Source organism: Azospirillum aestuarii, assembly GCF_016632405.1.
Lineage (GTDB): Bacteria > Pseudomonadota > Alphaproteobacteria > Azospirillales > Azospirillaceae > Azospirillum > Azospirillum aestuarii.
Window position 1 is genome coordinate 36,794 of sequence record NZ_JAEPIV010000019.1, and the last position, 23,122, is coordinate 59,915.

Consider the following 23,122-nt stretch of genomic DNA (forward strand, 5'->3'; position numbering starts at 1 on the left):
AGTGGGACCTCGCTGGGAAAGCCATCATGAACATCTCGAAATTCTTCATCGACCGCCCGATCTTCGCGGGCGTGCTGTCGGTGGCGCTGTTCCTGGCGGGAGCGATCTCGCTGTTCCAGTTGCCCATCTCCGAATACCCGGAGGTCGTCCCGCCGTCGGTCGTCGTGCGCGCCCAGTTCCCGGGCGCCAACCCCAAGGTCATCGCCGAAACGGTCGCCTCCCCGTTGGAGGAGCAGATCAACGGCGTCGAGAACATGCTGTACATGCAGTCGCAGGCCAACAGCGACGGCAACATGGCGCTGACCGTGACCTTCCGGCTGGGCACCGACCCGGACAAGGCGCAGCAGCTCGTGCAGAACCGGGTGGCGCAGGCGTTGCCGCGCCTGCCGTCGGACGTGCAGCGGCTGGGCGTGACGACGGTCAAAAGCTCGCCCACCCTGACCATGGTCGTGCATCTGCTGTCGCCCAACGACCGCTATGACATGACCTACCTGCGCAACTACGCCATCCTGAACGTCAAGGACCGGCTGAGCCGGATCGCCGGCGTCGGCGAGGTGCAGGTGTGGGGCGCCGGCGACTATTCCATGCGCGTCTGGCTCGACCCCAACAAGGTCGCGCAGCGCGGCCTGACCGCGTCCGACGTGGTGGCGGCGATCCGCGAGCAGAACGTCCAGGTCGCGGCGGGCGTCATCGGCGCCTCCCCCTCCCTGCCCGACACGCCCCTGCAGCTCTCGATCAACGCGCAAGGGCGCCTGACGACGCCGGAGGAGTTCGGCGCGATCATCCTGAAGACCGGCGAGCAGGGCGGCGTCACCCTGCTGCGCGATGTCGCCCGCGTCGAGATGGCGGCGGCGCAGTACGGCCTGCGCTCTCTGCTCGACAACAAGCCGGCGGTGGCGCTGGGCATCAACCAGTCACCGGGCGCCAACGCGCTGGCCATCTCCGACGCCATCCGGGCGACCATGGCCGATCTCAAGGCCGACATGCCGGACGGCGTGGACTACAGCATCGTCTACGACCCGACGCAGTTCGTGCGCTCCAGCATCGACGCGGTGATCCACACGCTGCTGGAGGCGGTCGCCCTGGTCGTGCTGGTGGTCATCGTCTTCCTCCAGACCTGGCGCGCCTCGATCATCCCGCTGCTGGCGGTCCCGGTGTCCATCGTCGGCACCTTCTCGCTGATGCTGGGGCTGGGCTATTCGATCAACGCGCTGTCGCTGTTCGGCATGGTGCTGGCCATCGGCATCGTCGTGGACGACGCCATCGTCGTCGTGGAGAACGTCGAGCGCAACATCGAGAACGGCCTGTCGGCCAAGGAAGCGACCTACCGCGCCATGCAGGAGGTCAGCGGCCCGATCATCGCCATCGCGCTGACGCTGGTCGCCGTCTTCGTCCCGCTGGCGGCCATGAGCGGCCTGACCGGCGAGTTCTACAAGCAGTTCGCGATGACCATCGCGATCTCCACCGTCATCTCCGCCTTCAACTCGCTGACCCTGTCGCCGGCCCTGGCGGCGGTCCTGCTGCGCGGCCACGACCAGCCCCAGGATTGGCTGACCCGCGCGATGAACAAAGTGTTCGGCGGCTTCTTCCGGCTGTTCAACCGGGTCTTCAACCGCGCCTCGACCGGCTACGGCCGCGGCGTCGGCGGGGTGGTGCGGCACAAGGGGCTGATGATGCTGGTCTATGTCGGGCTGCTCGGAGTCACCGTGCTGCTCGGCCGCACCGTGCCGATGGGCTTCGTCCCGGCGCAGGACAAGGAATACCTCATCAGCTTCGCCCAGCTTCCCAACGGCGCCTCGCTCGACCGGACGGAGGCGGTGATCCGCGAGATGACCGACATCGCGCTCGCCCGCCCCGGCGTGCAGAGCGCCGTCGCCTTCCCCGGCCTGTCGGTCAACGGCTTCACCAACAGCTCCAGCGCCGGCATCGTCTTCGTCACGCTGAAGCCCTTCGCCGAGCGCAAGGACCCGTCGCTCTCCGCCGCCGCCATCGCCGGTGATCTGCAGAAGCGCTACGCCGGCCTGAAGGAGGCCTTCGTCGCCATCTTCCCGCCGCCCCCGGTGATGGGCCTCGGCACGCTGGGCGGTTTCAAGATGCAGATCGAGGACCGCGGCGCGCTGGGCTACGAGGCGCTGAACGCGGCGGTCGGCTCCTTCCTGAAGAAGGCCATGGAAACGCCGGAACTGGGGCCGAGCTTCTCCAGCTACCAGATCAACGTGCCGCAGCTCGACGTCGATCTCGACCGCGTGAAGGCCAAGCAGCAGGGCGTGCCCATCGGCGAGGTGTTCGACACCATGCAGATCTATCTGGGCTCGCTCTACGTGAACGACTTCAACAGCTTCGGCCGGGTCTATCAGGTCCGCGTCCAGGCCGACGCGCCCTTCCGCGCCGAATCCGCCGACATCGGCCTGCTGAAGACGCGCAACGCCCAGGGTGACATGGTGCCGCTCTCCTCGCTGGTCACCGTCAAGCAGAGCTACGGGCCGGAGATGGTCGTGCGCTACAACGGCTACACCGCCGCGGACATCAACGGCGGCCCGGCCCCCGGCTACTCCTCCGGTCAGGCGCAGGCGGCGGCGGAGCGCATCGCCCAGGAGACCCTGCCACGCGGCGTGCGGTTCGAATGGACCGACCTGACCTATCAGGAGATCCTGGCCGGCAACGCGGCGCTGTGGATCTTCCCCATCAGCATCCTGCTCGTCTTCCTGGTGCTGGCCGCCCAGTACGAGAGCCTGACCCTGCCGCTGGCCATCCTGCTGATCGTGCCGATGAGCCTGATGTCGGCGCTGGCCGGGGTGTGGCTGACGGGGGGCGACAACAACGTCTTCACCCAGATCGGCTTCATGGTGCTGGTCGGCCTGTCGGCGAAGAACGCCATCCTGATCGTCGAGTTCGCCCGCGAGCTGGAGCACCAGGGGCGCAGCGTGGTGCAGGCCGCCATCGAGGCCAGCCGGCTGCGGCTGCGGCCCATCCTGATGACCTCCATCGCCTTCATCATGGGCGTGGTGCCGCTGGTCACCTCCACCGGCGCCGGCGCCGAGATGCGCCACGCGATGGGTGTCGCGGTGTTCGCCGGGATGATCGGCGTCACCCTGTTCGGCCTGATGCTGACGCCGGTCTTCTACGTCCTGCTGCGCACGCTGGTCGGGGCTGGGAAGCCGGCGGCGGCGCCGACCGGCCCGGCGCTCGCCCACGGGCATGGGGACGACTGAGCGCTTCTGAAAGCACCATCGCCTCCAGCGTGGCGGGGAGCCGGGGCCGAACGCCCCGCTCCCCGCCACGTCGTTTCTTCGCCGACCCACCCCCTGCTTGCTCTGGCACAACGATCGGCGACGCTCCAGCCGGCACTCTCACCGTCACGCACCGCCCATTCGCTGGCGGCCCCGGTTGGAGACCTCGTCATGTCCAGTGCAGCCATCAGCACCACCCTTTACCGCCATCACCACGCCACCGTCGGGCAGCTCGTCGACCGGATCGACTCCCTGTTGGCGGCGCCATCCCCGGTGGCGAACGCCGCCGCTCTCGCCACGGCGGTCCGCGATCTGTTCGGCGTGTTCACCGTCCACCTGTCGCTGGAGGACAGCGCGCTCTACCCGCGCCTGCTGGCCCACCCGACCCCGGCGCTGCGGGCCACGGCGGCGCGCTTCCAGGCCGAAATGGGCAGCCTGCGGGCGCGCTTCGACCGCTATCGGGCGAGCTGGCCCGGCCCGCTGGCGGTGTCCAAGGACCCGGAAACCTTTGTCCGCGAAACGCGGGAGGTGGTGACCGCGCTCAAGCACCGCATCGCCCGCGAGGACTTGGAGCTGTACGACGTGATCGACCGCGCCGCCCTCGCCGACAGGACGGCAAACCGCTGAGGGCGTCTCCCAAAAACCACCCTCGCCGCCACCCCGGCCATGGGGTGCCGGCGGCGAGGGGAATCAGCCTTCCGCCGCGATGGCCTGGGCGAACTCGTCGAGCAGAGCGTCAGTGTCCAGGCCGTAGTCGTCCGCCACCTCGGCGATGGTCTGGAAACGCGCCATGGGACAACCGGGACAGGCCATCCGGTGCTTGAGGAACACGGGGATGGTCGACGGCCAGCGCTCCAGCACATCCTCGACAAGGTCGGAGGACGAGGGCAAGGCCGCGGTGGCGCAGTGTGATGGCGGGGCGATCATCCCGGCACCGTAGCACACCGGCCCGCGCGCCTCTTTGCGCCGGCGCAAACGGAACGAAGGGTCCGACCCGTCTATTTCCCGTCCGGCTTCGCCGGAGTGGCGGTCTTCTCCGGCTTGGGCAAATCCTCGGCGATGGCGACCAGGGCGTGCGGCTGGCGGATCGTCACCTGCTGGCGCCCGCCCTCGACGATCCCCTGCCCTTCCCAGCCGCTGAGGATGCGGCTCACCGTGTGCAGCGTGGTCCCGGTCATCTCCGCGATGTCCTGGCGGGACAGCGGAAAGTCAATCTCGACGCCGTTCCCGACCCGGCGGCCAGCCTGACGCACCAGCCGAAGCAGAGCGTGGGCGACGCGCCGCTCCACCCGCTCGGTGGACAGCTCGCGCAGGCGGGTCTGCACCTCCTGCAGGCGGCGACCGACGATGTCCAGGGCGTTCAGCGCGATGCGCGGGTAGCGCTCCATCAGCTCGCCCATCGTGGCGGCGCTCCAGTGAACGCCGACGCAATCGACCATGGCGAGCGCGTCGGCGGGGTAGATGCCGCCCGAGAACACCGCCGCCGTGCCGAACATCTCCCCGGCGCCGATGTAGCGGACCACCAATTGCTGCCCGTCGGCCCCGGTCTGGACGATCTTGACCCGCCCGTCGATCAGCGCGTGGCAGAGGGCCGCCCGGTCGCCCTGGGAGAAGATGGTGGTTCCCTTCTCGATCCGCCGGGTGTGGGCGGACCGGACGATCTCGGCCAGGGCCGCCGCGTCCAGACCGGAAAACAGCCGCAGGCCACGCAGACTGGCGGGATCGGGGGCAAGCGGCGTCATCGGACCATCCTCAAGGCAAGGCCGCACCCGACCACCCCTGCGGGAAGCCGTCACGGAAAAGTTGCCTTCCAAGATGACCGCCCGCGCGCCGCGCCGCAACCCGCCTGCGCTCCGACAGGGACCAAGGTCTCAGTTTGTCCTGTTTGTGCTGGAGCAAAGAGCCGCCTTGCCAGGTACTTTAGGCTTGTCCGCACATCGCAACCCTTCGGACTTCCCCCATGCAGATCGCCGAACAGTCCACCGCGGCCGAGCCGGTCATCGACGTCCAGTCGATTCCGCCCCACCAGCGCCACCCGCTGATCCTCCAGGCCACGCAGGAACTGGCGCCGGGCCGCGGCTTCGTGCTGGTCAACGACCATGATCCGCGCCCGCTCTACCTGCAGATCCAGGCGCTGTTCGGTGACGCGGTGAGCTGGACCTATCTCGAACGCGGGCCGGAACGCTGGCGGGTCCGCATCGGACGCCCCGAGTCCGGCACCGCGCCGGCCACCTCCCTGCGGGTCCGCATCGGGCGCGGCGGGCAGGCCACCGCGGTGGCCGCGGAAACGCCGCTCGGCGTGGCGGACGGCGGGCTGGTCTGCGAGATCACCGACTGCCCGCCGGGCACCAGCGCGGAGCAGGTGCTCGACCTGATGCAGGGGGTTATCCCGCCCGCTGGGCAGCTGCACCTGTCCTACGAGCGTCTGGTCGCCCGGCGCTCCGGCTCCTGCTGCGGCGGCATGTGCGGCTGATCGCCCCAGGCGGCCGTTCGGGAGCTTGGGCTTGACCGTCATCAAGGATGGTATGACCACCGGGCTGTATTGCCGAAGCCCGGCGGGCTCCGCCCGCCACACGACCATTCCGAAGGGAAGGAGACAGGCGTATGCGCGATCCCGGCTTTATGGCTCAGGATAAGGCCCAGGAGATGGCCCCGGACACCCGTGCCCGCGACGTCGAAGTCCAACTGACGCGGGCCGGGCTGGGGCTCGCGCGGCGCCTCGGCGACCGGGCCGGCGGCCTGCTGTTCGACCGGCTCCTGCGGATTCTGAAGGCGCGCCACCCGCGCGCCTTCACCGCCCTCGGCGAATTGCCCGACACCCGCCTGCTCATCGACCCGGTGGACGCGCCCGCCGCTTTGATGCTCCGCGTCGGCCCCACCCTTGCCCTGCGGGTCTGCGACCGAACCGCCGAAGCGGAGGCCACGGTGCGCGGCCCCTGCGCGCGGCTTCTCGACCTGCTGGAAGGGCGCATCGACGGTGACGCGCTGTTCTTCCGCCGCGAATTGTCGATCGAGGGCGACACCGCCCTGATCCTGGCGCTCCGCAACACGCTGGACGGCGAGGAGATGGACCTGTTCGGCGACGTCGCCGCCGCCGCCGGTCCGCTGCGGCACGCCCTGCCCGTGGCGCGGCGCAACGCCGGGCGGGCGCTCGACCTGCTCGCCACGGCCCGCCGTTTCGCCCCGCCGCCGGTGCGCTGGGGCATGACCATGCTGGAGCGGCGGCTCACCGGTCCGCGGCAGGGAGCGTGACGGCATGGGTTCCTTCGAACTGATCTGCCCGGCGGGCAACCCCGCCGCGCTGCGCGCCGCCGTGGACGCGGGCGCCGACGCCGTCTATCTGGGCTTCCGCGACGAGACCAACGCGCGCAACTTCCCCGGTCTGAACTTCTCGCGACCGGAACTGGCCGAGGCCATCGCCTACGCCCACGCGCGGAAGGTCCAGGTCTTCGTCGCCATCAACACCTATCCCCAGGCCGGCAACCTCGCCCCCTGGCAGCGCGCGGTGGACGACGCCGCGCGGCTGAAGGCGGACGCGGTGATCCTCGCCGACCTCGGCCTGCTCGACTACGCGGCGAAGCATCACCCCGACCTGCGGCTTCACCTGTCCGTTCAGGCGTCCGCCGCCAACGCCGAGGCGATCCGGCTCTACCGCGACGCCTTCGGCGTGCGGCGGGTCGTGCTGCCCCGCGTGCTGACCGTGCCGGAAATCGCCCGGCTGAACGCCGAGGTCGATGTGGAGACGGAGGTCTTCGTCTTCGGCGGCCTCTGCCCGATGGCGGAGGGGCGCTGCTCGCTGTCCTCCTACGCGACCGGGCTGTCGCCCAACAAGCAGGGCGTCTGCTCCCCGGCCAGCCATGTGCGCTACGAGCCGCGCGGCGACGCGCTGGCCTCCCGCCTCGGCGGCTTCACCATCAACGTCTTCGGCGCCGGGGAGCCGGCGGGCTACCCGACGCTGTGCAAAGGCCGCTTCGTGCCCGGCGGCGGCACCTCCCGCGACCCGGCCTACCTGTTCGAGGAGCCGACCAGCCTCAACGCGCTGGCCCTGCTGCCGGAGCTGAAGGTCGCCAAGGTCTGCGCCCTGAAGATCGAAGGCCGCCAGCGCGGCAAGGCCTACATCGCCGCCGTGGTCGGCGCCTACCGCCGTGCGCTGGACGCGTTCGAACGCGGGCTGCCAGTGCCGGCGCTCGACCTGGAGGCCATGGTCGAGGGCGGTGCCCAGACCACCGGCGCCTACACCCGCGCGTGGCGCTGAGGAGTTGCGTTCATGAAACCCACCCTGACCCTTGGCCCCGTCCTGTTCAACTGGCCGGCGGAGCGCTGGCGCGATTTCTACGCCCGCATCGCCGACGAGGCGCCGGTCGATGCCGTCGTCGTCGGCGAGATCGTCTGCTCCAAGCGCGCGCCCTTCCTCGCCCCGGTCATGGACGAGGTGATCGCCCGTCTGGCCGCCGCCGGCAAGGAGGTCTGGCTCGCCAGCCCGATCCTGGTGGGCAGCGACCGGGAGCGCACCGCGATGCGCGACCTGCTGGATTGCGACCTCCTGCCGGTGGAGGCCAACGACATGGGGGCGCTGGCCCTGCTGGAGGGACGGCGCCACGCCGTCGGCCCCTTCATCAACAGTTACAACGAGGCGACCCTGGCCTGGCTGGCCGGGCGCGGGGCCGTCGTGGTGTCGCTGCCGGCGGAGCTTCCCGCCGCCTCCGTCGCCATGATGGCGAAAACGGGGGCGGCGCTCGGCCTGTCCATGGAGGTGCAGGTGTTCGGGCGGGCGCCGCTCGCCATCTCCGCCCGTTGCTACCACGCGCGGGCGCACGCGCTGCACAAGGACGGCTGCCAATTCGTCTGCGCCAACGACCCGGACGGCATGCCGGTCAGCACCGTGGACGGCCAGCCGTTCCTGTCGGTCAACGGCACGCAGACGCTGTCGCACGGCTATCTGGCGCTGGCGGCGGAGATCGACCGGCTGCGGGCGATGGGCATCCAGCGCTTCCGCCTGTCGCCGCAGGACCTCGACATGGTTGCCGTCGCCAAGGCCTTCCGCGCCGTCCTGGATGGCGAGCGCAGCGGACAGGACGTGATGGCGGAGCTGCGCGGCATGACCGCCGTCCCGCTGGAAAACGGCTTCTTCCACAACATGGCGGGTGCGGCCTACGCCGACGCTGCGGCGCCGGCCGCCTGACGCATCCGCCATCCGATGTCCGTCGGACCGCCGCCCCCGCGCGGCCCGGCTGACTTTTGAGTCCGTTGAACGAGGAAACCCCTATGAAGCGCATGTTTGCCCTGCTCGCCTTCGGGCTGGTCGCGTCGTCCCCCGGCATCGCCGCCGCGCAGGACGCCGCCGCCGGCGAGAAGGTGTTCAACCAGTGCAAGGCCTGCCACACCATTGATGCCGGCGGCCCGAACCGCGTCGGCCCCAACCTGCACGGCGTCGTCGGCCGCAAGGCCGGTGCCGTCGAAGCCTACAAGTATTCCGATGCCATGAAGAACGCCGGGGCCTGGGACGAGGCGACGCTCGACGCCTATTTGGCGGACCCGAAGGGCGCCGTCCCCGGCAACAAGATGGCCTTCGCCGGCGTGAAGAACGAGCAGGCCCGCAAGGACTTGATCGCCTTCCTGAAAAAGAACAGCTGACGAAATCGTCCATTTTTCTTGGCGTCTTGACCGCCGTCAAGGATGGGAGGGCAACCAGCCGCTAGGGTAACCTCACAATCGTTCACCGATTGCGTCCCCGCTGGACGTTGTAAACTCCCGTTTTTCTGCCCCTTTAAGCCCATCGGCTCTCCGCCGGTGGGCTTTTTTCTACTCAACGGAGGCCGTGGACGAGGAAGCGGCCGAAGGCGGCCAGGAACAGGATCGCCGCCGCGCTCCAGGCGCCGGCCGCGGCCAGCAACCACAGGGAGCGCTCCTCTCCCGCCGACGCGGCAACCGCCCGCGAGGCAACGGCGAGCGCGGTCAGCGCGTAGCAGCCCGTCACCACCGCCGACCGCGCGAAGGCGTTCCCGGCGTGCTTGCGGATCATGCTCGACATCACCGCGAATCCCATCAGCCCGAGCGCCCCGACCGTCCAGAGATGGACCGCCATGCCGGACGATGCCGCCATGGCGGCGAAACCCAGCGGGATGCAGGCGTAGGCGGCGTGCACGGCGAGGACGGATGGCCGGTCGAGCGTCCGCCAGCCGCGCCATTGCAGCAAACGCGCCGTCTGCATCAGCGTGGCAAGAAGGCTTGCTGCGGCGGTCGCTCCAGAATCCGGCTCGGCCAGCCAGCCGACCAGCGCGCAGGCCGCGATCAATGCGGCGGCGCGTTCGAACCAAGGGCGCTCGGTGAACAACTCCGACTTGGCGGACAGACCGAGATGGGTGGCGGTCAGGCTTGGCGCGATGCGCCCGCCCAGCACCATGACCAGCCCGAGCGACAGCGCCAAGGCGGAGGGGACGTCATTGCACAGCGCCGCCCCGGCCAACGCGCCGACCAGGGCCGCGACGATGGCGTTGCGCCGGTCCCGCGCGGCGGCGACCTGCACGGTCACGAGAAAGGCCAGCGCGGCGAGGAACGGCGCGTGCGCGGTGGTCACCCAGGGCGACAGCGCCCGTCCCGCCAGCCAGAGCGGCACGAGGTGCGGCCAGAGGCGCGCGCCGACCAGGGGCCGCCCGGTCCAGCGCGGCAGGGCGGTGCGCAGGAATCCCGCCATCATCGCCGGCAGCGTGCCGAACAGCAGCGCCCTCCCGTGCCACCCCGCCGGGTCGGCGATCACGCCGGACACGTCCCAGCCCAGCAACACCGGCACCCACAGCCCCACCGCCAGCAGCGCGTCGAACGCCGTCAGCAGGAAGAAGGGACGGAACGGCACCGTCAGGCCCCGCTCCGCCTGGGCTGAATCATGAGGTGTGATGACCGTTGGGATGGCCGACGTTGCAATGCCGTCGCAGTTGCTCGACCGAGCGGACCCGGACAGTGTTGCCGGTGACGTGGAGCTGGTGGGGGGACAGCTTGGTGAAGGTGCGCGACAGCTGTTCCGGCGTCATGCCGAGGCGGCTGGCCAGCACGCGCTTGCTGACCGGCAATTCGAACGTCGCGCCATCCTCCGCCTCGTCCTGAGGAGACGGATCGACCTGCGACAGGATGAAGGCGGCGAGCCGCTGGGTCGTCGTGCGCAGCTTCAGGTTCTTGACCTCGCGCACCAGCCCGCGGCACTGCCCGACCAGCGTGCTCATCACCCGCAGCGCCAGCGCGTGGTCGCGGGCGACCTGCGCGCGCAGGACGGGAGCGGCCAGCATGAGAATCCGCGACGATTCCAGCGTTCGCGCCGACATCAGGTACGGCGCGTCGGCCAGGACCGCCGCCGGCACGAAGCAATCGCCGGGGCGCACGATGTCGATCACCGTCTCCTGCCCCACCTCGTCGCAGCCGGCCAGCATCGCCGTGCCCTCAACGAGGATGTGCAGGAAGTCGGGGATCTCGCCTTCCGCGAACAGCCGTGTCTCGCGCGGAAACCACTGGAGCAGCGCCCCGTAGGTCAGCGCCTCCAAAGTCTCGTCGGCGACCCCCTCGAACAGCGGGAGGCCGCGCATCAGCGTCAGGGCGCCCTGTCTCATCGTCCCGGCTCTGGTGTCGCGGTCAAGCTTCGGAGGCGGGCTTGCGCGACGCCTCAACCAGAACCGGGGCGGCATCGGACTCATCGTCCTTCAGGCCGGCCTTGAAGGACTTCACGCCCTTGGCGAGGTCGCCCATGACCTTGGGCAGCTTGCCCGCTCCGAACAGCAGCAGGACGAGCAGCAGGACGATGGCCCAATGCATCAGGCTGGAACTTCCCATGACGATGGTCTCCTGGGTGAAGGACGGTCAGGCGCGCAGCGCGAGGACGCTGCCGTCGCGGCGGGTGAGGCGGGCGGCGGTGCCCGGAAAGCGGTCGAGGAGGACGGCGGCCCGCGCTTCCGGCGCGACCGACAGGGCGGTGGACAGGGCATCGGCGGTGGTGGCGTCGGGGGCGAGCACCGTGACCGCCAGCCACTCCCGCGCACAGCCGCCCGTCGCCGGGTCGAACAGGTGGGTGAAGCGCCCGGCGGGATCGAAGGGCGTGCCGTAGCCGCCCGACGTCGCCACCGCCCGGTCCTCGATCTCCAGCGTGCCGGCGTTGCGTCCGTCCATAAGCGGATCGGCGAGGCCGACCGACCAGGGACGGCCCGAGGGGTGATGACCAAGCGCGCGGATCTCCCCCAGATCGACCAGCACGTCGGTCATGCCCTCCGCCCGCAGGCGCTCGGACACGCGGTCGGTGACGTAGCCCTGGGCGATGCCGTTCAGCGTCACCGCCATGCCGCGCGCGGCGAAGGCGACGCGGCCCGGTTCGACGCGAAGCTTGCGGTGATCGACCAAGTTCCTGGCCGCGCGAAGGACGGCCTCCGGCGGGCCGGCGGGATCGGCGCCGGGGCGGGCGAAATGGCCGGCGTAGAGCTGCCACAGCGGCTGCACGGTCGGGTCGAAGGCGCCATCGGTGCGGCGGCTGAAGGCGACCGCTTCGGACAGCAGCCGTACGAGGTCGGCCGGCGGCGCGTCGAGAACGCCGTCGCGGTTCAGGCGGACCAGCGCCGAATCCGTCCGGTAGAGGCTGAAGACCCGCTCCAGCCGCGCGACCTCCTCCAGGCACAGGGCGATCAGACGGTCGGCCTCGGCGGGGTCCGGGTGCGCCAGTTGGAGGACGGAATCCGCCCCCAGCGCGACGCCGCGCCACGTCCGCACCGGCACGCCCGCCGCCCGGAGTCCGCCCGGCAGCAAAGCCAGCCCGGCGGCCGCCGCGGCGATGCCGAGAAAGCGGCGGCGGGTGGTCATGGCGTGCCTCCGTGGCCACCACCATGATTGCCGCCACCATGCTCCATCCCTTCATCCGACGCGGTCTGTTCCGAGGGAAGCGTGGGATGGAGGATCTCGTCCTCGGTCACCTCGGCGAAGCGCTTGATCGCGCCGCCGTTGTCGGCGGCGAAGCGGCGGGCGGCGGCCTCGTCGCCGAAGGGGAAGGGCTCGGCCTCGCCCATGCCGCCGCGCTGGCGGCTGCCCACCACGTACCAAGCCTTGCGCGCCTCAATCCAGACGGTCAGGTCGGGCTTGCGCGGGTCGGCCGCCTGGGCGACGTCGGTGACGTAGATGGCGCGGACGTCCTTCGCCTCCTCCGGCAGCATGGTGAAGGCGAAGGTGTCGCGGACGGAGGACAGCCAGACCGGGCGATCCCGCCCACCGACCAGGATCTGCCCCTTCGGGCCGGGATGGTCGGCGAGGTTCATGCCGCAGTAATGGCCGATCGCGTCGGCGGTGATGGCGACGGGGGGCGGCGGAGCGGTCTCCGCCTTCTGCTGCTGGCAGGCCGACAGCGGCAGCAGCAGGCAGGCGGCCAGCAGCGTGGCTCTCAGGGAGGTGTTCATCAGATCTGCCTTCTGGAAAAGAGAACAGCGGCCAGCGCCAGCGGTGCGGCGACCCAGCCGGCCAGCACGGCCAGCAGGACGGAGGCCGACACCTGCACCTGCGCGGCCAGCCCGGCGGTGCCGGCGAACTGGCTGACGCTCTTGAAGCCGGTCAGGTTGAAGAGGCGGAAGGCGTCCGCCGGGTTGGCGAGCAGCAGCCCGTTCAGCAGGCCGGCGTTCACCGTCTTGCCGCCGTCGGCCACCAGCAGCCCCAGCAGCGCCATGTCGTAGAGCAGGACCAGCACCAGCCAGATCGCCACGGCGATGCCCGCCGCGGTGCCGCGGTCGCGGACCAGCGTGGAGGCGAGATAGCCCATGGCCGTGAAGGCGGCGCCCAGCAGGACGCTCGACCCGATCATCGCGGCGAAGGCGCGCCAGCTCTCCGGCCCGATCTCGGTCCCGCTCATCGCCAGCGCCACCCCGGCAGCGCCGTAGCCCAGCACGGTGGCGAAGGCGATGATCGCGGCGTGGCCCAGGAATTTGCCGATCAGCACCTGCCAGCGCGCCACCGGGTAGGACAGCAGCAGCGTCATGGTGCCGCGGTCGATTTCGCCCACCACCGCGTCGAAGGACAGCAGCAGCGCGATCAGCGGCAGCAGGAAGATGGTCAGGCTGGACAGGCTGACGATGGTCACCTCCACCCGGCCGACGCCGACCGTGCCGGTCGGGGCGGCCCCCAGGAAGCTCAGCGTCAGCGCCAGCGCCGCCATCAGCAGCGTGGTGGCGACGACCCAGCGGTTGCGCAGGCCGTCGCGCACCTCCTTGGCGGCGATCGTCAGAAGCGTGTTCATTCCGCAGCCTCCCGGCGCAGGAAGTGGGCGTACATCTCGTCCAGGCTCGGCTGGAGGACCTCGATGTCGGCGATCTCCGGGCCTTCGCAGGCGATCTGGCGGAGCGTCGCCACCTTGTCGTCGTTGGCGCAGGCGGTCTCCACGACCTCGCCGGACGGCAGGGTCAGGCGGATGCGCACCGGCAGCTGGGCCAGTCCGCGCAGAGTGGCGAGCGAGCCGTCGGCGACCTTGCGCCCGCGGTTCATCACCACGACGCGGTCGGCCTGCCCCTCCAGCTCGGTCAGGGCGTGGCTGCACAGCAGGACGGTGGTGCCGGCGTCGCGCAGGTCCCGCACGATCTCGTAGAAGCTCTGGCGCAGCGCCGGGTCGAGGCCGGTCGTCGGTTCGTCGAGGAACAGCACCTTCGGCCCGCCGAGCAGCGCCTGGGCCAGCGCCAACCGCTGCCGCATGCCCTTCGAATAGGTGCCGACGCGGCGCTTCACCGCGGCGGGCTCCAGCCCCACCCGCTCGAACAGGGCGTCGTTTCCGTCGCGCGGCACGCGCTTCAGCCGGGCGTAGAAGTCCAGCGTCTCGCGCCCGGTCATGCTGGGGTGGAAGGCGACGCTTTCCGGCAGGAATCCGACCTGCCGGCGGATGTGGGAAGCGGAGGCGCTCGCCGGGTCGCCGCCCAGCACGCGGACGCTGCCGGCGGTCGGCGTGGTCAGCCCGAGCATCAGCTTGATCAGCGAGCTCTTGCCGGCGCCGTTGTGGCCGACCATGGCCACGCATTCGCCTGGAGCAAGGTCCAGATCCACCTCGCGCACGGCGAAGGCGTCGCCGTAGCGCTTGGAGACTCCCTCCACACGGATGGTCGGTGTGTCGGTCATTGGGCGTTCCTTTCCGCCGTTTGGCGCAACGCCGGAGACGGCGGCGGGCTCATCAGAGGGGCGCTGTCGATCACGCCGCCGGGGTGCAGCGCCGGAAACTGCTTTTGCGCCCAGCGGATCACCTGCACGCCGGGGCTGTTCATCAGCAGCTTCGCCGCCGGATAGGCCCACATCACGCGGTCGACGACGTCGTTGGGGCGGTAGGCCTCGTCGGCGACGCCGTCACCGTTCAGGTCGAAGGCCGCGTTGTCGGACCAGTAGTTGCCGCGCCCCTTCTCCGACCAGTCGAGGTGACGGGTGCCGACATACTTGACCTGGGTGCGGTTGCCGATGAAAGCGTTGCCGGTCAGCGTGTTGCGCTCCGACCCGGCGGTGAAGTGCACACCGATCTCGCAGCCCTCGAACCGGTTGCCGGTGAAGCGGTTCTTGTTGGCGTTGTAGATGAAGACGCATTTCCAGGTGCCGGTGCGCTGGCCCTCCACCGGGCCATCGGTCGCCACCGGCATGTCCTTGTCGGCCACCACCTCCACCGGCGCCGCCTGCTCGGCCGACAGGTGGCCATCGATCACGTTGCCCTCGATGAGCGCGCTGTTGGCGTAGTTCAGCAGCAGCCCATGCTCCCGGTCGCCCTGCGAGCGGTTGTTCCGGATCACTAGGTTGTTGGAATACATGATCGCGTAGCCGACATGGTTGCCGACCGAGACATTGTCCGACACCTCGGACTCGTTCGTGTACATGTAATGGACGGCGAAGCGCACCCGCTCGAACCGGTTGCGGGCGAACAGGTTCTTCTTCGACGTCGTGGTGAAGATGCCGTCGCGCCCGTCCTGGACATTGTTGTCCACCACCTGCGTGCCCGGCGCGTTCCACAGCTGGATGCCGTTGCCGCGTTCGGACAGTCGCAGGTCCGTGCGCCCGATGACATCGTTGCGCCGGACCATCACATCGTGGGCGCCCCAGACATAGATGCCGATCAGGTTGTCGCGCAGCCGGTTGCCCTCGATCACGCCGCGGTGCGCCTCCTTGCCCAGGAAGATTCCGGTGTTCTGCTCGGACAGGCTGATGCCGGAATTGCGGACCTCGACGTTCCGCACGGTCACGTCGGGGGCGAAGACCGTCACGGCGTTCCCCTCCCCTCCCCCGTCGATGACGGCCCCCGGCTCGCCGATCAGCGTGACCGGCTTGCGGACCACGACGGGGCCGGGGTGCGTGCCGGGGGCAAGGACGAGCATGTCGCCGGGCGCCGCCGCGGCGAGCGCGCCGTCCAGCCCGCCCGGCGCCACCGTCACCGTGGCGGCGCCGGCCGTCCCGGCGGCGAAGGCGAGCGCCGCGGCGAGGAGGGGGAGTGGGGAGTGGTGGGGCATTGGCTTGCCTTGATTGTGTGCAGCGTGTTGCCCCCACCCCGGCCCTCCCCCGCTGAGCGGGGGAGGGTTAGGGTGGGGGCAGGCAGTGGCGCCTTAGGTCGCGCGCGGCTCGACGATCATGCGGCCGCCCATCTCCATGTGCAGGGCGTGGCAGAACCACTGGCAATAGTACCAGTGCACGCCCGGACGCTCGGCGATGAAGGTGACCGAGCTGGTCTGCTGCGGCCCGATCTCCATGGCGATGCCGTGGTTCGACAGGGTGAAGCCGTGGGCCAGATCGTCCACATCGTCCATGTTGGTGAGGTAGATCGTCACCTCGTCGCCTTGGCGGACCGTGAACTCCTCAAGCCCGTAGGCCGGAGCGCGCTGCCACATGTAGACGCGGACCTTGTTGCCCTCGCGGATGACCTTGGCGTCGTCCTCCAGAACCACGCCGTCCTTCTTGGCCTGCTGCCGGGCCTCCTCCCACATCGGGTCGTCGCGGGTGAAGACGCTCTTCGGGTTCAGCTTGGAGCGGTGGACGATCAGCGTGTCGTGCGGCTCGGCGTAGGTCGGGCCGTCGTGCACCAGCTTCATCTCGTCGCCCGAGATGTCGATGAGCTGGTCGTTCTCCGGCTTGGACGGGCCGACGTTGAGGAAGCGGTCCTTGGAGAACTTGTTCAGCACGACCAGCCACTTGCCGTCGGCCTCCTTGGTCTGGCCCATCGAGGAGTGGGTATGACCCGGCTGGTAGTGCACGTCCAGCTTCTGGACGATCGGATCGACCTTCTCGCCCTTGTAGGCGCGCTTGGCCTTGTCGATGTTCCACTTCACGATCTGGCTGTCGAGGAACAGCGTGGTGTAGCCGTTGCCGCGCCCGTCATAGGCGGTGTGCAGAGGCCCGAGGCCCAGCTGCGGCTCTGCCACGATGACGTCCCGCGGCTTGATCTTGTCGTCGAACAGGTCGTCGAGCAGGCGGACGTCCATCACCGACACCGTCGGCGACAGCTTGCCGTTGATGGTGACGTGGATGCCGTCCGGCGCCGCGTTGATGCCGTGCGGGCTGTTGGGGATCGGCACATAGCGGGTGAAGGGCGAACCGTGGCGGCCGTCCACGACCGGGACGCCGTGCATCACCTCGACCTTGCCGGCCTTCACCGCCTCTTCGATGCGCTTGATGTTGAAGATGACGATCCAGTCCTGCTCGTTCGCCGTCATCTCCGCGGTGGTCACGCCGCTTTCGGAGTTGTAGCAGGTCGAGAAGGCGTATTTGCCCTGGTAGTCCGCCTCGGTGTTGTCGAGGTTGCCGTCCACCCGGACCTGCCACGACACCTTCATGCTGTCGCCGTCGATGGCGGAGAAGTGCGTCCGGTAGTTCTTCGGATCGACGTTCTTGCCGTCGTTCGGCATCGGCACGAGCTGCTCGGCGTTCGCGAAGACGTAGCCGGTGCGCGGGTACTTCTGCAGGCGCAGGCCGTGGATCGCCGAGACGTTCGGAATGTCGATGATCTTATCGACCTTCATGATGTCGCAGCGGATGCGGGCGACGCGGGTGTTCGCCTTGTCGTTCACGAAGATGTAGCGCCCGTCGTAGGTGCCATCGGTGAAGGACATGTGCGGGTGGTGCAGGTCGCCGTTCAGCCAGGTGCCGCCGTGGTTGGCCAGATACTTCCGGTTCTCCTCGGTCAGACCCTCGGTCAGGATCTTCCGGCTCTCGTTGGTCTGGCCCCAGCCCGAGGCGCTGCAACGGTTGAAGACCGGGATGCGGTGCAGTTCGCGCATGCTGGGCAGGCCGAGGATTCGCAGCTCGCCCGACTGGCCGCCGGAATGGAAGACGTAGTATTCGTCGAGATCGCCCGGCTTGACCTCGTACTTCTGGTTGCTCGCACCCGCGGCCGCGGCCGGGCCGGCGCCGAACAGCGCGCCGCCCGCCGTGCCGCCGGCCACCGCGCCGGCGATTCCGGCCAGCGCCGCCGCCTTGGCGGTGCCCCCGAGAAGATCGCGGCGGTTCACGCCCGTCCGCTCAACCTTGATGTTCGACGCTTTTGTGTCCGACATGGGTGAACTCCTTCGATGTCCCCTTGCGGGGCTCTTGTTTCGACCTGGTGGGTCAAAGTCCTTCCGGCCGGGCGGACAGGTGCCCGGTGGCGGGATCGGTGGTCAGCACGGCGGCGCGGGGCTTGGCCTCGGCAACCGTGCCGGTGGATTGGGTGGCGTCGCGGCGCTCCCGCTTCAGGCGCTTCTGGATCATGACCGGGCACTTGCGGTCGTGGTGGTAGAGCACCTGGCAGTGGAGGCACTGGATGCATTCGTTGGGGTTGATCGAGCCGTCGGGGTGGATCGCCTGGACCGGGCACTCGTTGGCGCAGCGCCGGCACGGGTTGCCGCATTCCTTGTAGCGGCGCAGCCAGTCGAACATCCGCATCCGGCCGGGGATGGCGAGCGCCGCGCCCAGCGGGCACAGGTAGCGGCAGAAGAAGCGCTCGATGAACAGGCCGGCGGCGATCAGGGCCACGGCGAACAGGACGAACCACCAGTCGCGGACGAAATGCAGGATGATCGCGGTCTTGAACGGCTCGATCTCCGCCGCCTTCTCCGCCGTCGCCAGCGAGGTCAGCGACAGGCCGAACAGAAGCAGGAAGATCATGTACTTGATCGGCCACAGCCGCTGGTGCAGCCCGAAGGGCACCGCGATCTGGCGCACGCCCAGCTTCTTCGCGGCCTTGGAGGCCAGCTCCTGCAACGCGCCGAACGGGCACAGCCAGCCGCAGAAGGCGCCCCGGCCCCAGAACAGCAGCGACGCGGCGACCGAGAACCACAGGATGAACACCAGCGGGTCCATCAGGAAATAGTCCCAGCGGAAGTCGGTGCGCAGCGCGTTGGCGAAGGTCAGCACGTTGACCACCGACAGCTGCGCCGTCGCGTACCAGCCGAGCCAGACCAGCGTGAAGACGAGAAACCCGGTGCGCACCCGCTCGTAGAGGGCCGGACGCTTCACGAGCTGGTCCTGGAAGAAGAAGATACCGGTCAGCAGCAGGATCGCGCTCGCCAGCACGGCGACGTCGAACAGCCGGTTCTCCCAGATGCGCCGCCACAGCGGGATCTCGTCGGCCGCGTCCGGGTCCGCCAGGGCGGCGGACATCGGCACTCCGGAGGACGGCGCTCCGGAGGACGGCGCTGCGGCTGCGGGAGCGGCCACCGGCTCGGCCTTCAGGAACTTCTCCGGCGGCTGGTAGCCGAGGTCGAAGGTGACGAAGGCCTTGTCGAGCGCTGCGGTCGCGCGCTGCACCAGCAGCTGCAGGCGCCAGGGATCGGCGGGATTGAAGCCGGACCCTTCGGGGATGACGAACAGGCCGATCTCGGGGAAGTCCGGCGCGCCCGCCGCAGCCAGGGAACCCAGGCGCTTGTGCAGGCGGTCGCGGAAGCGGATGGCGCCCTCGTGCTGGACCAGTTCGAAACGGTCGAAGATGCCGCCGCGCACATAGCCCGAGCCCTTGAAGGAATAGCGCCCCTGCCCGGCCACGACGATGGCGTGCTGGCCCGGCTTCAGCCGCTGCACCAGCGCCTCGTACTCCGCGTCGCCCAGCAGGGAGCGGCCGACGGTGGGAATGGTGGCGAGCGCCGCATAGAGGTCGATGAAGCCGTCGTTCGGATCGCCGGCTTCGGGACGGGCGGCGGCTTCGGCCTTGCCGGTGCGCTCGAAGGCGGCGTTCACCTCGCCCACCGTCAGCGTCAGGCGGCGCACGGAGCCGTCGCCGACCAGCGTGGCCCAGTCCTCGACTCCGGTCTTGGACAGGTCGAGGCTGCGGGATACGGTCGGCGCGGCCTCGGCCGCTCCCGGCGCGCCCAGCGCCTGCAGGACCTTCTTGCCGGAACGGATGATCGAATCGCCGATCACCATCACCGTCACGGTGGCGCCGGACACGATGTCCACCGGGGGACTGGACGCGCTCTGCGAGGCCAGGGTCAGCACGTTCTTGCCGACGTAGCCGTCGATGAAGGCGTTGACCTTGGCAGGCGGGATGCCGATCAGGACGATGGGCTCGTGATGGTCCACCAGCTTCGCCCCGGTCACCGTGCCGTCCGGCGCCAGCCCGACCATCACATGGATCGGGCGCCCCGAATAGCCGGTCGTGTTCACGAAGTCGGAGGTCAGGAAGGCGTGGCCGACCAGCGCGTCGCCCTTGTAGAGGGGAACCAGCGGCGCGTTCGGCAGGGGGGGGCCGAAACGGTCCGCCCCGGCGGCGAGATCGCCCGGCTGCACCGTGCCGAGATACCGCGCCAGCAGCGCTTCGGCCGCGTCCGCCGTGCCGAACCCGGCCAGCAGAATCAGCAGCCCAGCCACCAGCGCGCGTGTCCTCCGCAAGAAGTCTGCAACCATTTCCCTTGCCCTGATGTCTTGATCTTGATCAAGAGGCCGCAAGCCCCTTTGACGCGGCGATGAGACCACAAGTTCGGAACCCTGTTCTTGACCGGCGTCAATTCGGAGAAAATGAGTCCGGACTATCCTCCTCCCGGCGTTCCGCTCCTTATGACCGTGCGGGACGCAAGATTGTATTTTAGGCAAACTGTATTTTGAAATTGAGGTGAAGCCATGCCGCTGCTGCGCCACGAGCCTCAGGGCGGGGTCCGCTCGCTGGACGAACTTCTGGGCATCGCCCTGGCGCTGGAACAGGAGGCGGTGCGCCGCTACACGCAGTTGGCGGCCCTGATGGACCGGCGCGGCGAGACCGAGACCGCCGCCACCTTCCGCGCTCTGATCGCGGAGGAGCAGGACCATGTGCAGGCGGTGGACGGTTGGGCGCACAGCCTCGGCCGCCCCACCCCCGACGCCCCGGCGTTCCTCTGGCGCCTGCCGCCGGAGCTTGCCGCTTCCTGGGAGGAACTGACCGAGCGCACGCGGCTGACGCCCTATCAGGCGCTGTCGCTGGCGGTGGTCAACGAGCAGCGCGCCTTCGCCTTCTACAGCTACATCGTTGCCAGCGCGCCGGACGACTCCGTGCGCAGCCATGCCGAGTCGCTCGCCCGCGAGGAGCTTCGCCACGCCGCCCTGCTCCGGCGTGAGCGCCGCAAGGCCTTCCGCCGCGAACGTGGCCGGGCGGACCGCAAGCCGGCCCGCGCGGACACGCCGGCGGAACTGGAACGGTTGGCCGTCGCCCTGCTGTCCGCCACCGCCGCCGAACACAGCGCGCTGGCGGCGCGCCTGCTTGCCCTGGGCGATGACGACGGAGCCGCACTGCTGACCCGCATCGCCGCCGAGGAGGAAGCGTTGATTCCGTCCGGCCCCGGCGCGGCGGCGGCGCAGGCCGCCATCCCCGACACCGATACCGCCTGCCTGCGCGCGGCGGTCGCCGCCTCCGAACGGCTCGCCGAAGCCTTCGGGGACGTGGCGGCCCAGGCGACCGACGAACTAGTCCTGAACGAATCCCTGCGCCTTCAGGAGGCGGTGGTGGGACACCTCGCGCAGTTGGCGGAGCGGATCGACGCGAAGGGTTGAGGCGCTACCCCACCACCTGCCGGTACAGCGCCGGCAGGGCCTTCGTCAGATGCGTGACCTGCGGGAAGATCGCGTAGCCGCCCCGGCCGAACAAATAGGGGAAGTAATCGCGTGCCTCGGCGTCCACGGTGATGCCGAACAGGGCGATTCCCTGGCGGCGGGCCTCCTGGATCGCCACGCGGGTGTCCTCGATGCCGTAGCGCCCCTCGTAATGGTCCACGTCGTTGGGCTTGCCGTCCGACAGCAGGATCAGCAGGCGGTGCCGGTTGGGCCGCTCCGCCAGACGCGCGGCGGTGTGGCGCAGCGCCGCTCCCATGCGGGTGTAATGGCCGGGCTTCAGCGCCTGGACGCGGCGCTGCACACGGGCGTTCAGCGGCTCGTCGAACTCCTTGACCGTCTGCACCCGGACCCAGTCCCGCTTCTTCGAGGTGAAGGCGAAGATCGCGTGTGGATCGCCGCAGGCGTTCAGGCCGTTGGACAGGGCCAGCAGCGCCTCCTTCTCGACGTCGAGCACGCGGTGCCCGTCCACCCAGCCGTCGGTGGACAGCGAGGTGTCGACCAAAACCGCCACCGCCAGATCGCGCGCCGCGTTGCGCGCCGCCTGATAGACGCGGTCGCTGCCCGCCCCGCCCGCGCGCTGGTCGGCGCAACGGCGCACCAACGCGGTGAGGTCGAGATCGTCGCCGTCCGGCTGGCCGGTGAAGACCATGCGCTTGGGGCGCAGGGCCTCGAACTGGCGGCGCACCTGCCGGATGCGGCGCAGCGCGGCCTCGTCGGGCGCCCAGTCCTCGCCGTCCTCCGGCGCCGGTTCGGCGACGACGCGGCAATGGGCGGGGTGGTAGGCGCGGCGGCGATGGTCCCATTCCGGGTAGGTCAGAACCGCGGTCAGCGGCGTCGCGTCCACGGCGGCCGGCGCCAGATCGAGATCGAGCTTCAGCCGGGTCGAAGGCTTGCGCTGGTGCTGGGCGAGCGCGATCTCCTCCATGTCGTCGGCGGCCTGGCGGGCGGCGTCCTCGTCGTCGTCATCGACCGGACGGGGGATGTTCATCATCTCCGCCAGACCGAAAATCTTCTCGAAACGGTTCAGGATCAGCGGGTCCTCGCGCTGCACCTGATCGCTGTCGCGCCGCGTCGCCTTGCGGCGCTGGCCGTCGCTTTCGGCGGAAGGGGCTGCGGCGTCCTGCTCCGCCGCATCGGAGGCGGCCGGCGCACCGGACGGCGCGGGACCCGACACCTCGCCCCACAGCGGCACCGGCAGGAAAGGCTTGTAGCCGGCCGGAGCGGTGAAGCGGTCCAGCGGAATCGTCCCGTCCAGCGCAGCGCCGCCGTCACCGGCGCCCAGCAGAGCCAGCACCGCCGCCTCCACCATCGCCTCGTCCTTCGGCAGGGAGCGCTTGGGCCGGACGGCGATCAGCGCCGCGCACAGCTCGTCGTGCAGGCGGGTCAAACCCGGCCAGCGCGCAAGAACCCGCGCGGTGGTCGCGTGGGCCTGCCGCAGCGCCCGCAGATCGGCCCGCAGCGGGTCGGCCCGCAGCGGACCGGCGGCAGCCTCGCCATCGGCCTCGGCGTGCGCGAAATAGGCGGCGAGCCATTCGTAGAGCCGCTCGTTCAGCGCCGCGTCGGGGAACACGTCGAGCATGGCGGGCAACTGCAGCACGTCGCCGTCCAGCGCCGGCCGCTCCAGCCGTTCGGTGCCGAGGCCGATGCGCTCCAGCACCGACAGCCGGTGGCCGGAGGACGCCCGTCCCGCGGCGGCCAGCCGCACGCCCCGGTCGCCGCCCAGCCCGCGGAAGAACACCGCCAGCCGGGGCCGGATCGCCTCCAGCGTCACCGCGGCATCGGGATGATGCGGCAGGCTCGACCGGCCACCGACCAGGCGGTGCCAGTGGCGGCCGATGAACTCCTCGGGCTCAAGCAGCGACAGCATGTCCGTTTCC

The 23,122-nt window shown here is 69.9% G+C and carries 21 protein-coding genes; 8 read left to right on the forward strand and 13 right to left on the reverse strand.

Annotated elements, in window-relative coordinates:
* Positions 1-26: 26 nt before the first annotated feature.
* Together JJL56_RS24150 and JJL56_RS24155 are read left to right on the forward strand one after the other, a co-directional pair.
* Positions 27-3,212, forward strand: coding sequence for an efflux RND transporter permease subunit (locus JJL56_RS24150; RefSeq protein ID WP_200486589.1), 3,186 nt, complete (start codon positions 27-29; stop codon positions 3,210-3,212).
* A gap of 189 nt (positions 3,213-3,401) precedes the next feature.
* On the forward strand, positions 3,402-3,857 hold the full coding sequence (locus tag JJL56_RS24155) for a hemerythrin domain-containing protein (RefSeq protein WP_200486590.1): 456 nt from the start codon (positions 3,402-3,404) through the stop codon (positions 3,855-3,857).
* A gap of 63 nt (positions 3,858-3,920) precedes the next feature.
* Here the strand turns inward: JJL56_RS24155 and JJL56_RS24160 are convergent, their stop codons facing one another.
* Both JJL56_RS24160 and JJL56_RS24165 read right to left on the reverse strand, forming a co-directional pair.
* The gene (locus JJL56_RS24160) at positions 3,921-4,205 is read right to left on the reverse strand and encodes a DUF1858 domain-containing protein (RefSeq protein WP_247891221.1); all 285 of its coding nucleotides are present in this window, start codon (positions 4,203-4,205) and stop codon (positions 3,921-3,923) included.
* 23 nt (positions 4,206-4,228) lie between these two features.
* Entirely contained in the window at positions 4,229-4,972 is a 744-nt protein-coding gene (locus tag JJL56_RS24165; RefSeq protein WP_200486591.1) for a Crp/Fnr family transcriptional regulator, read from the reverse strand.
* 218 nt (positions 4,973-5,190) lie between these two features.
* On the opposite strand from JJL56_RS24165, the gene JJL56_RS24170 reads away from it, so the two are divergent.
* From JJL56_RS24170 to JJL56_RS24190, 5 genes are all read left to right on the forward strand, one after another.
* The gene (locus JJL56_RS24170) at positions 5,191-5,703 is read left to right on the forward strand and encodes a DUF2249 domain-containing protein (RefSeq protein WP_200486592.1); all 513 of its coding nucleotides are present in this window, start codon (positions 5,191-5,193) and stop codon (positions 5,701-5,703) included.
* Positions 5,704-5,852: 149 nt separating this feature from the next.
* Positions 5,853-6,482 carry a ubiquinone anaerobic biosynthesis accessory factor UbiT gene (ubiT, locus tag JJL56_RS24175; RefSeq protein WP_247891222.1) on the forward strand — a complete coding sequence of 210 codons (630 nt, stop codon included), beginning with the start codon at positions 5,853-5,855 and terminating at the stop codon, positions 6,480-6,482.
* 4 nt (positions 6,483-6,486) lie between these two features.
* Entirely contained in the window at positions 6,487-7,485 is a 999-nt protein-coding gene (gene ubiU, locus JJL56_RS24180; protein WP_200486594.1) for a ubiquinone anaerobic biosynthesis protein UbiU, read from the forward strand.
* Between the two features lie 12 nt (positions 7,486-7,497).
* Positions 7,498-8,412 (forward strand): ubiquinone anaerobic biosynthesis protein UbiV, encoded by a 915-nt coding sequence (ubiV, locus tag JJL56_RS24185; RefSeq protein ID WP_200486595.1) that lies wholly within the window; start codon positions 7,498-7,500, stop codon positions 8,410-8,412.
* Between the two features lie 83 nt (positions 8,413-8,495).
* Positions 8,496-8,864 (forward strand): c-type cytochrome, encoded by a 369-nt coding sequence (locus tag JJL56_RS24190; RefSeq protein ID WP_200486596.1) that lies wholly within the window; start codon positions 8,496-8,498, stop codon positions 8,862-8,864.
* Between the two features lie 172 nt (positions 8,865-9,036).
* On the opposite strand, the gene JJL56_RS24195 is transcribed toward JJL56_RS24190, so the two are convergent.
* From JJL56_RS24195 to JJL56_RS24240, 10 genes are all read right to left on the reverse strand, one after another.
* Positions 9,037-10,083 carry an NnrS family protein gene (locus tag JJL56_RS24195; RefSeq protein ID WP_200486597.1) on the reverse strand — a complete coding sequence of 349 codons (1,047 nt, stop codon included), beginning with the start codon at positions 10,081-10,083 and terminating at the stop codon, positions 9,037-9,039.
* A gap of 28 nt (positions 10,084-10,111) precedes the next feature.
* A complete protein-coding gene (locus tag JJL56_RS24200) occupies positions 10,112-10,828 on the reverse strand; it encodes a cyclic nucleotide-binding domain-containing protein (RefSeq protein WP_200486598.1) in 717 nt (238 codons plus the stop codon).
* A 22-nt stretch (positions 10,829-10,850) separates the two neighbouring features.
* Positions 10,851-11,048, reverse strand: coding sequence for a twin-arginine translocase TatA/TatE family subunit (tatA, locus tag JJL56_RS24205; RefSeq protein WP_200486599.1), 198 nt, complete (start codon positions 11,046-11,048; stop codon positions 10,851-10,853).
* A 27-nt stretch (positions 11,049-11,075) separates the two neighbouring features.
* A complete protein-coding gene (locus JJL56_RS24210; protein WP_200486600.1) occupies positions 11,076-12,062 on the reverse strand; it encodes an FAD:protein FMN transferase in 987 nt (328 codons plus the stop codon).
* On the reverse strand, positions 12,059-12,649 hold the full coding sequence (locus JJL56_RS24215) for a nitrous oxide reductase accessory protein NosL (protein WP_200486601.1): 591 nt from the start codon (positions 12,647-12,649) through the stop codon (positions 12,059-12,061). The genes JJL56_RS24210 and JJL56_RS24215 overlap by 4 nt, the downstream gene beginning before the upstream one ends.
* Positions 12,649-13,479 carry an ABC transporter permease gene (locus tag JJL56_RS24220; protein WP_040137444.1) on the reverse strand — a complete coding sequence of 277 codons (831 nt, stop codon included), beginning with the start codon at positions 13,477-13,479 and terminating at the stop codon, positions 12,649-12,651. Before JJL56_RS24220 ends, JJL56_RS24215 begins: the two co-directional genes overlap by 1 nt.
* The gene (locus tag JJL56_RS24225; protein ID WP_200486602.1) at positions 13,476-14,345 is read right to left on the reverse strand and encodes an ABC transporter ATP-binding protein; all 870 of its coding nucleotides are present in this window, start codon (positions 14,343-14,345) and stop codon (positions 13,476-13,478) included. The genes JJL56_RS24220 and JJL56_RS24225 overlap by 4 nt, the downstream gene beginning before the upstream one ends.
* Entirely contained in the window at positions 14,342-15,709 is a 1,368-nt protein-coding gene (locus JJL56_RS24230; RefSeq protein ID WP_200486603.1) for a nitrous oxide reductase family maturation protein NosD, read from the reverse strand. Before JJL56_RS24230 ends, JJL56_RS24225 begins: the two co-directional genes overlap by 4 nt.
* A gap of 93 nt (positions 15,710-15,802) precedes the next feature.
* Positions 15,803-17,746 (reverse strand): TAT-dependent nitrous-oxide reductase, encoded by a 1,944-nt coding sequence (gene nosZ / locus JJL56_RS24235; protein WP_200486604.1) that lies wholly within the window; start codon positions 17,744-17,746, stop codon positions 15,803-15,805.
* A gap of 52 nt (positions 17,747-17,798) precedes the next feature.
* Positions 17,799-20,033, reverse strand: a complete 2,235-nt coding sequence (locus JJL56_RS24240; RefSeq protein ID WP_345772630.1) for a 4Fe-4S binding protein — start codon at positions 20,031-20,033, stop codon at positions 17,799-17,801.
* A 249-nt stretch (positions 20,034-20,282) separates the two neighbouring features.
* Here JJL56_RS24240 and JJL56_RS24245 point away from each other — a divergent pair, with 249 nt between their 5' ends.
* The gene (locus JJL56_RS24245) at positions 20,283-21,185 is read left to right on the forward strand and encodes a ferritin-like domain-containing protein (protein ID WP_200486606.1); all 903 of its coding nucleotides are present in this window, start codon (positions 20,283-20,285) and stop codon (positions 21,183-21,185) included.
* 4 nt (positions 21,186-21,189) lie between these two features.
* On the opposite strand, the gene JJL56_RS24250 is transcribed toward JJL56_RS24245, so the two are convergent.
* A complete protein-coding gene (locus JJL56_RS24250) occupies positions 21,190-23,112 on the reverse strand; it encodes a nitric oxide reductase activation protein NorD (protein WP_200486607.1) in 1,923 nt (640 codons plus the stop codon).
* Positions 23,113-23,122: the final 10 nt, after the last annotated feature.

Bases quoted from the DNA above. Each gene is read 5' to 3' on its own strand.
- ubiV (WP_200486595.1), top strand. From the start codon at position 7,498: ATGAAACCCACCCTGACCCTTGGCCCCGTCCTGTTCAACTGGCCGGCG.
- JJL56_RS24200 (WP_200486598.1), bottom strand. From the start codon at position 10,828: ATGAGACAGGGCGCCCTGACGCTGATGCGCGGCCTCCCGCTGTTCGAG.
- tatA (WP_200486599.1), bottom strand. From the start codon at position 11,048: ATGGGAAGTTCCAGCCTGATGCATTGGGCCATCGTCCTGCTGCTCGTC.
- JJL56_RS24230 (WP_200486603.1), bottom strand. From the start codon at position 15,709: ATGCCCCACCACTCCCCACTCCCCCTCCTCGCCGCGGCGCTCGCCTTC.
- ubiU (WP_200486594.1), top strand. From the start codon at position 6,487: ATGGGTTCCTTCGAACTGATCTGCCCGGCGGGCAACCCCGCCGCGCTG.
- JJL56_RS24210 (WP_200486600.1), bottom strand. From the start codon at position 12,062: ATGACCACCCGCCGCCGCTTTCTCGGCATCGCCGCGGCGGCCGCCGGG.
- JJL56_RS24225 (WP_200486602.1), bottom strand. From the start codon at position 14,345: ATGACCGACACACCGACCATCCGTGTGGAGGGAGTCTCCAAGCGCTAC.
- ubiT (WP_247891222.1), top strand. From the start codon at position 5,853: ATGGCTCAGGATAAGGCCCAGGAGATGGCCCCGGACACCCGTGCCCGC.
- JJL56_RS24220 (WP_040137444.1), bottom strand. From the start codon at position 13,479: ATGAACACGCTTCTGACGATCGCCGCCAAGGAGGTGCGCGACGGCCTG.
- JJL56_RS24150 (WP_200486589.1), top strand. From the start codon at position 27: ATGAACATCTCGAAATTCTTCATCGACCGCCCGATCTTCGCGGGCGTG.
- JJL56_RS24215 (WP_200486601.1), bottom strand. From the start codon at position 12,649: ATGAACACCTCCCTGAGAGCCACGCTGCTGGCCGCCTGCCTGCTGCTG.
- JJL56_RS24250 (WP_200486607.1), bottom strand. From the start codon at position 23,112: ATGCTGTCGCTGCTTGAGCCCGAGGAGTTCATCGGCCGCCACTGGCAC.
- JJL56_RS24155 (WP_200486590.1), top strand. From the start codon at position 3,402: ATGTCCAGTGCAGCCATCAGCACCACCCTTTACCGCCATCACCACGCC.
- nosZ (WP_200486604.1), bottom strand. From the start codon at position 17,746: ATGTCGGACACAAAAGCGTCGAACATCAAGGTTGAGCGGACGGGCGTG.
- JJL56_RS24165 (WP_200486591.1), bottom strand. From the start codon at position 4,972: ATGACGCCGCTTGCCCCCGATCCCGCCAGTCTGCGTGGCCTGCGGCTG.
- JJL56_RS24190 (WP_200486596.1), top strand. From the start codon at position 8,496: ATGAAGCGCATGTTTGCCCTGCTCGCCTTCGGGCTGGTCGCGTCGTCC.
- JJL56_RS24170 (WP_200486592.1), top strand. From the start codon at position 5,191: ATGCAGATCGCCGAACAGTCCACCGCGGCCGAGCCGGTCATCGACGTC.
- JJL56_RS24245 (WP_200486606.1), top strand. From the start codon at position 20,283: ATGCCGCTGCTGCGCCACGAGCCTCAGGGCGGGGTCCGCTCGCTGGAC.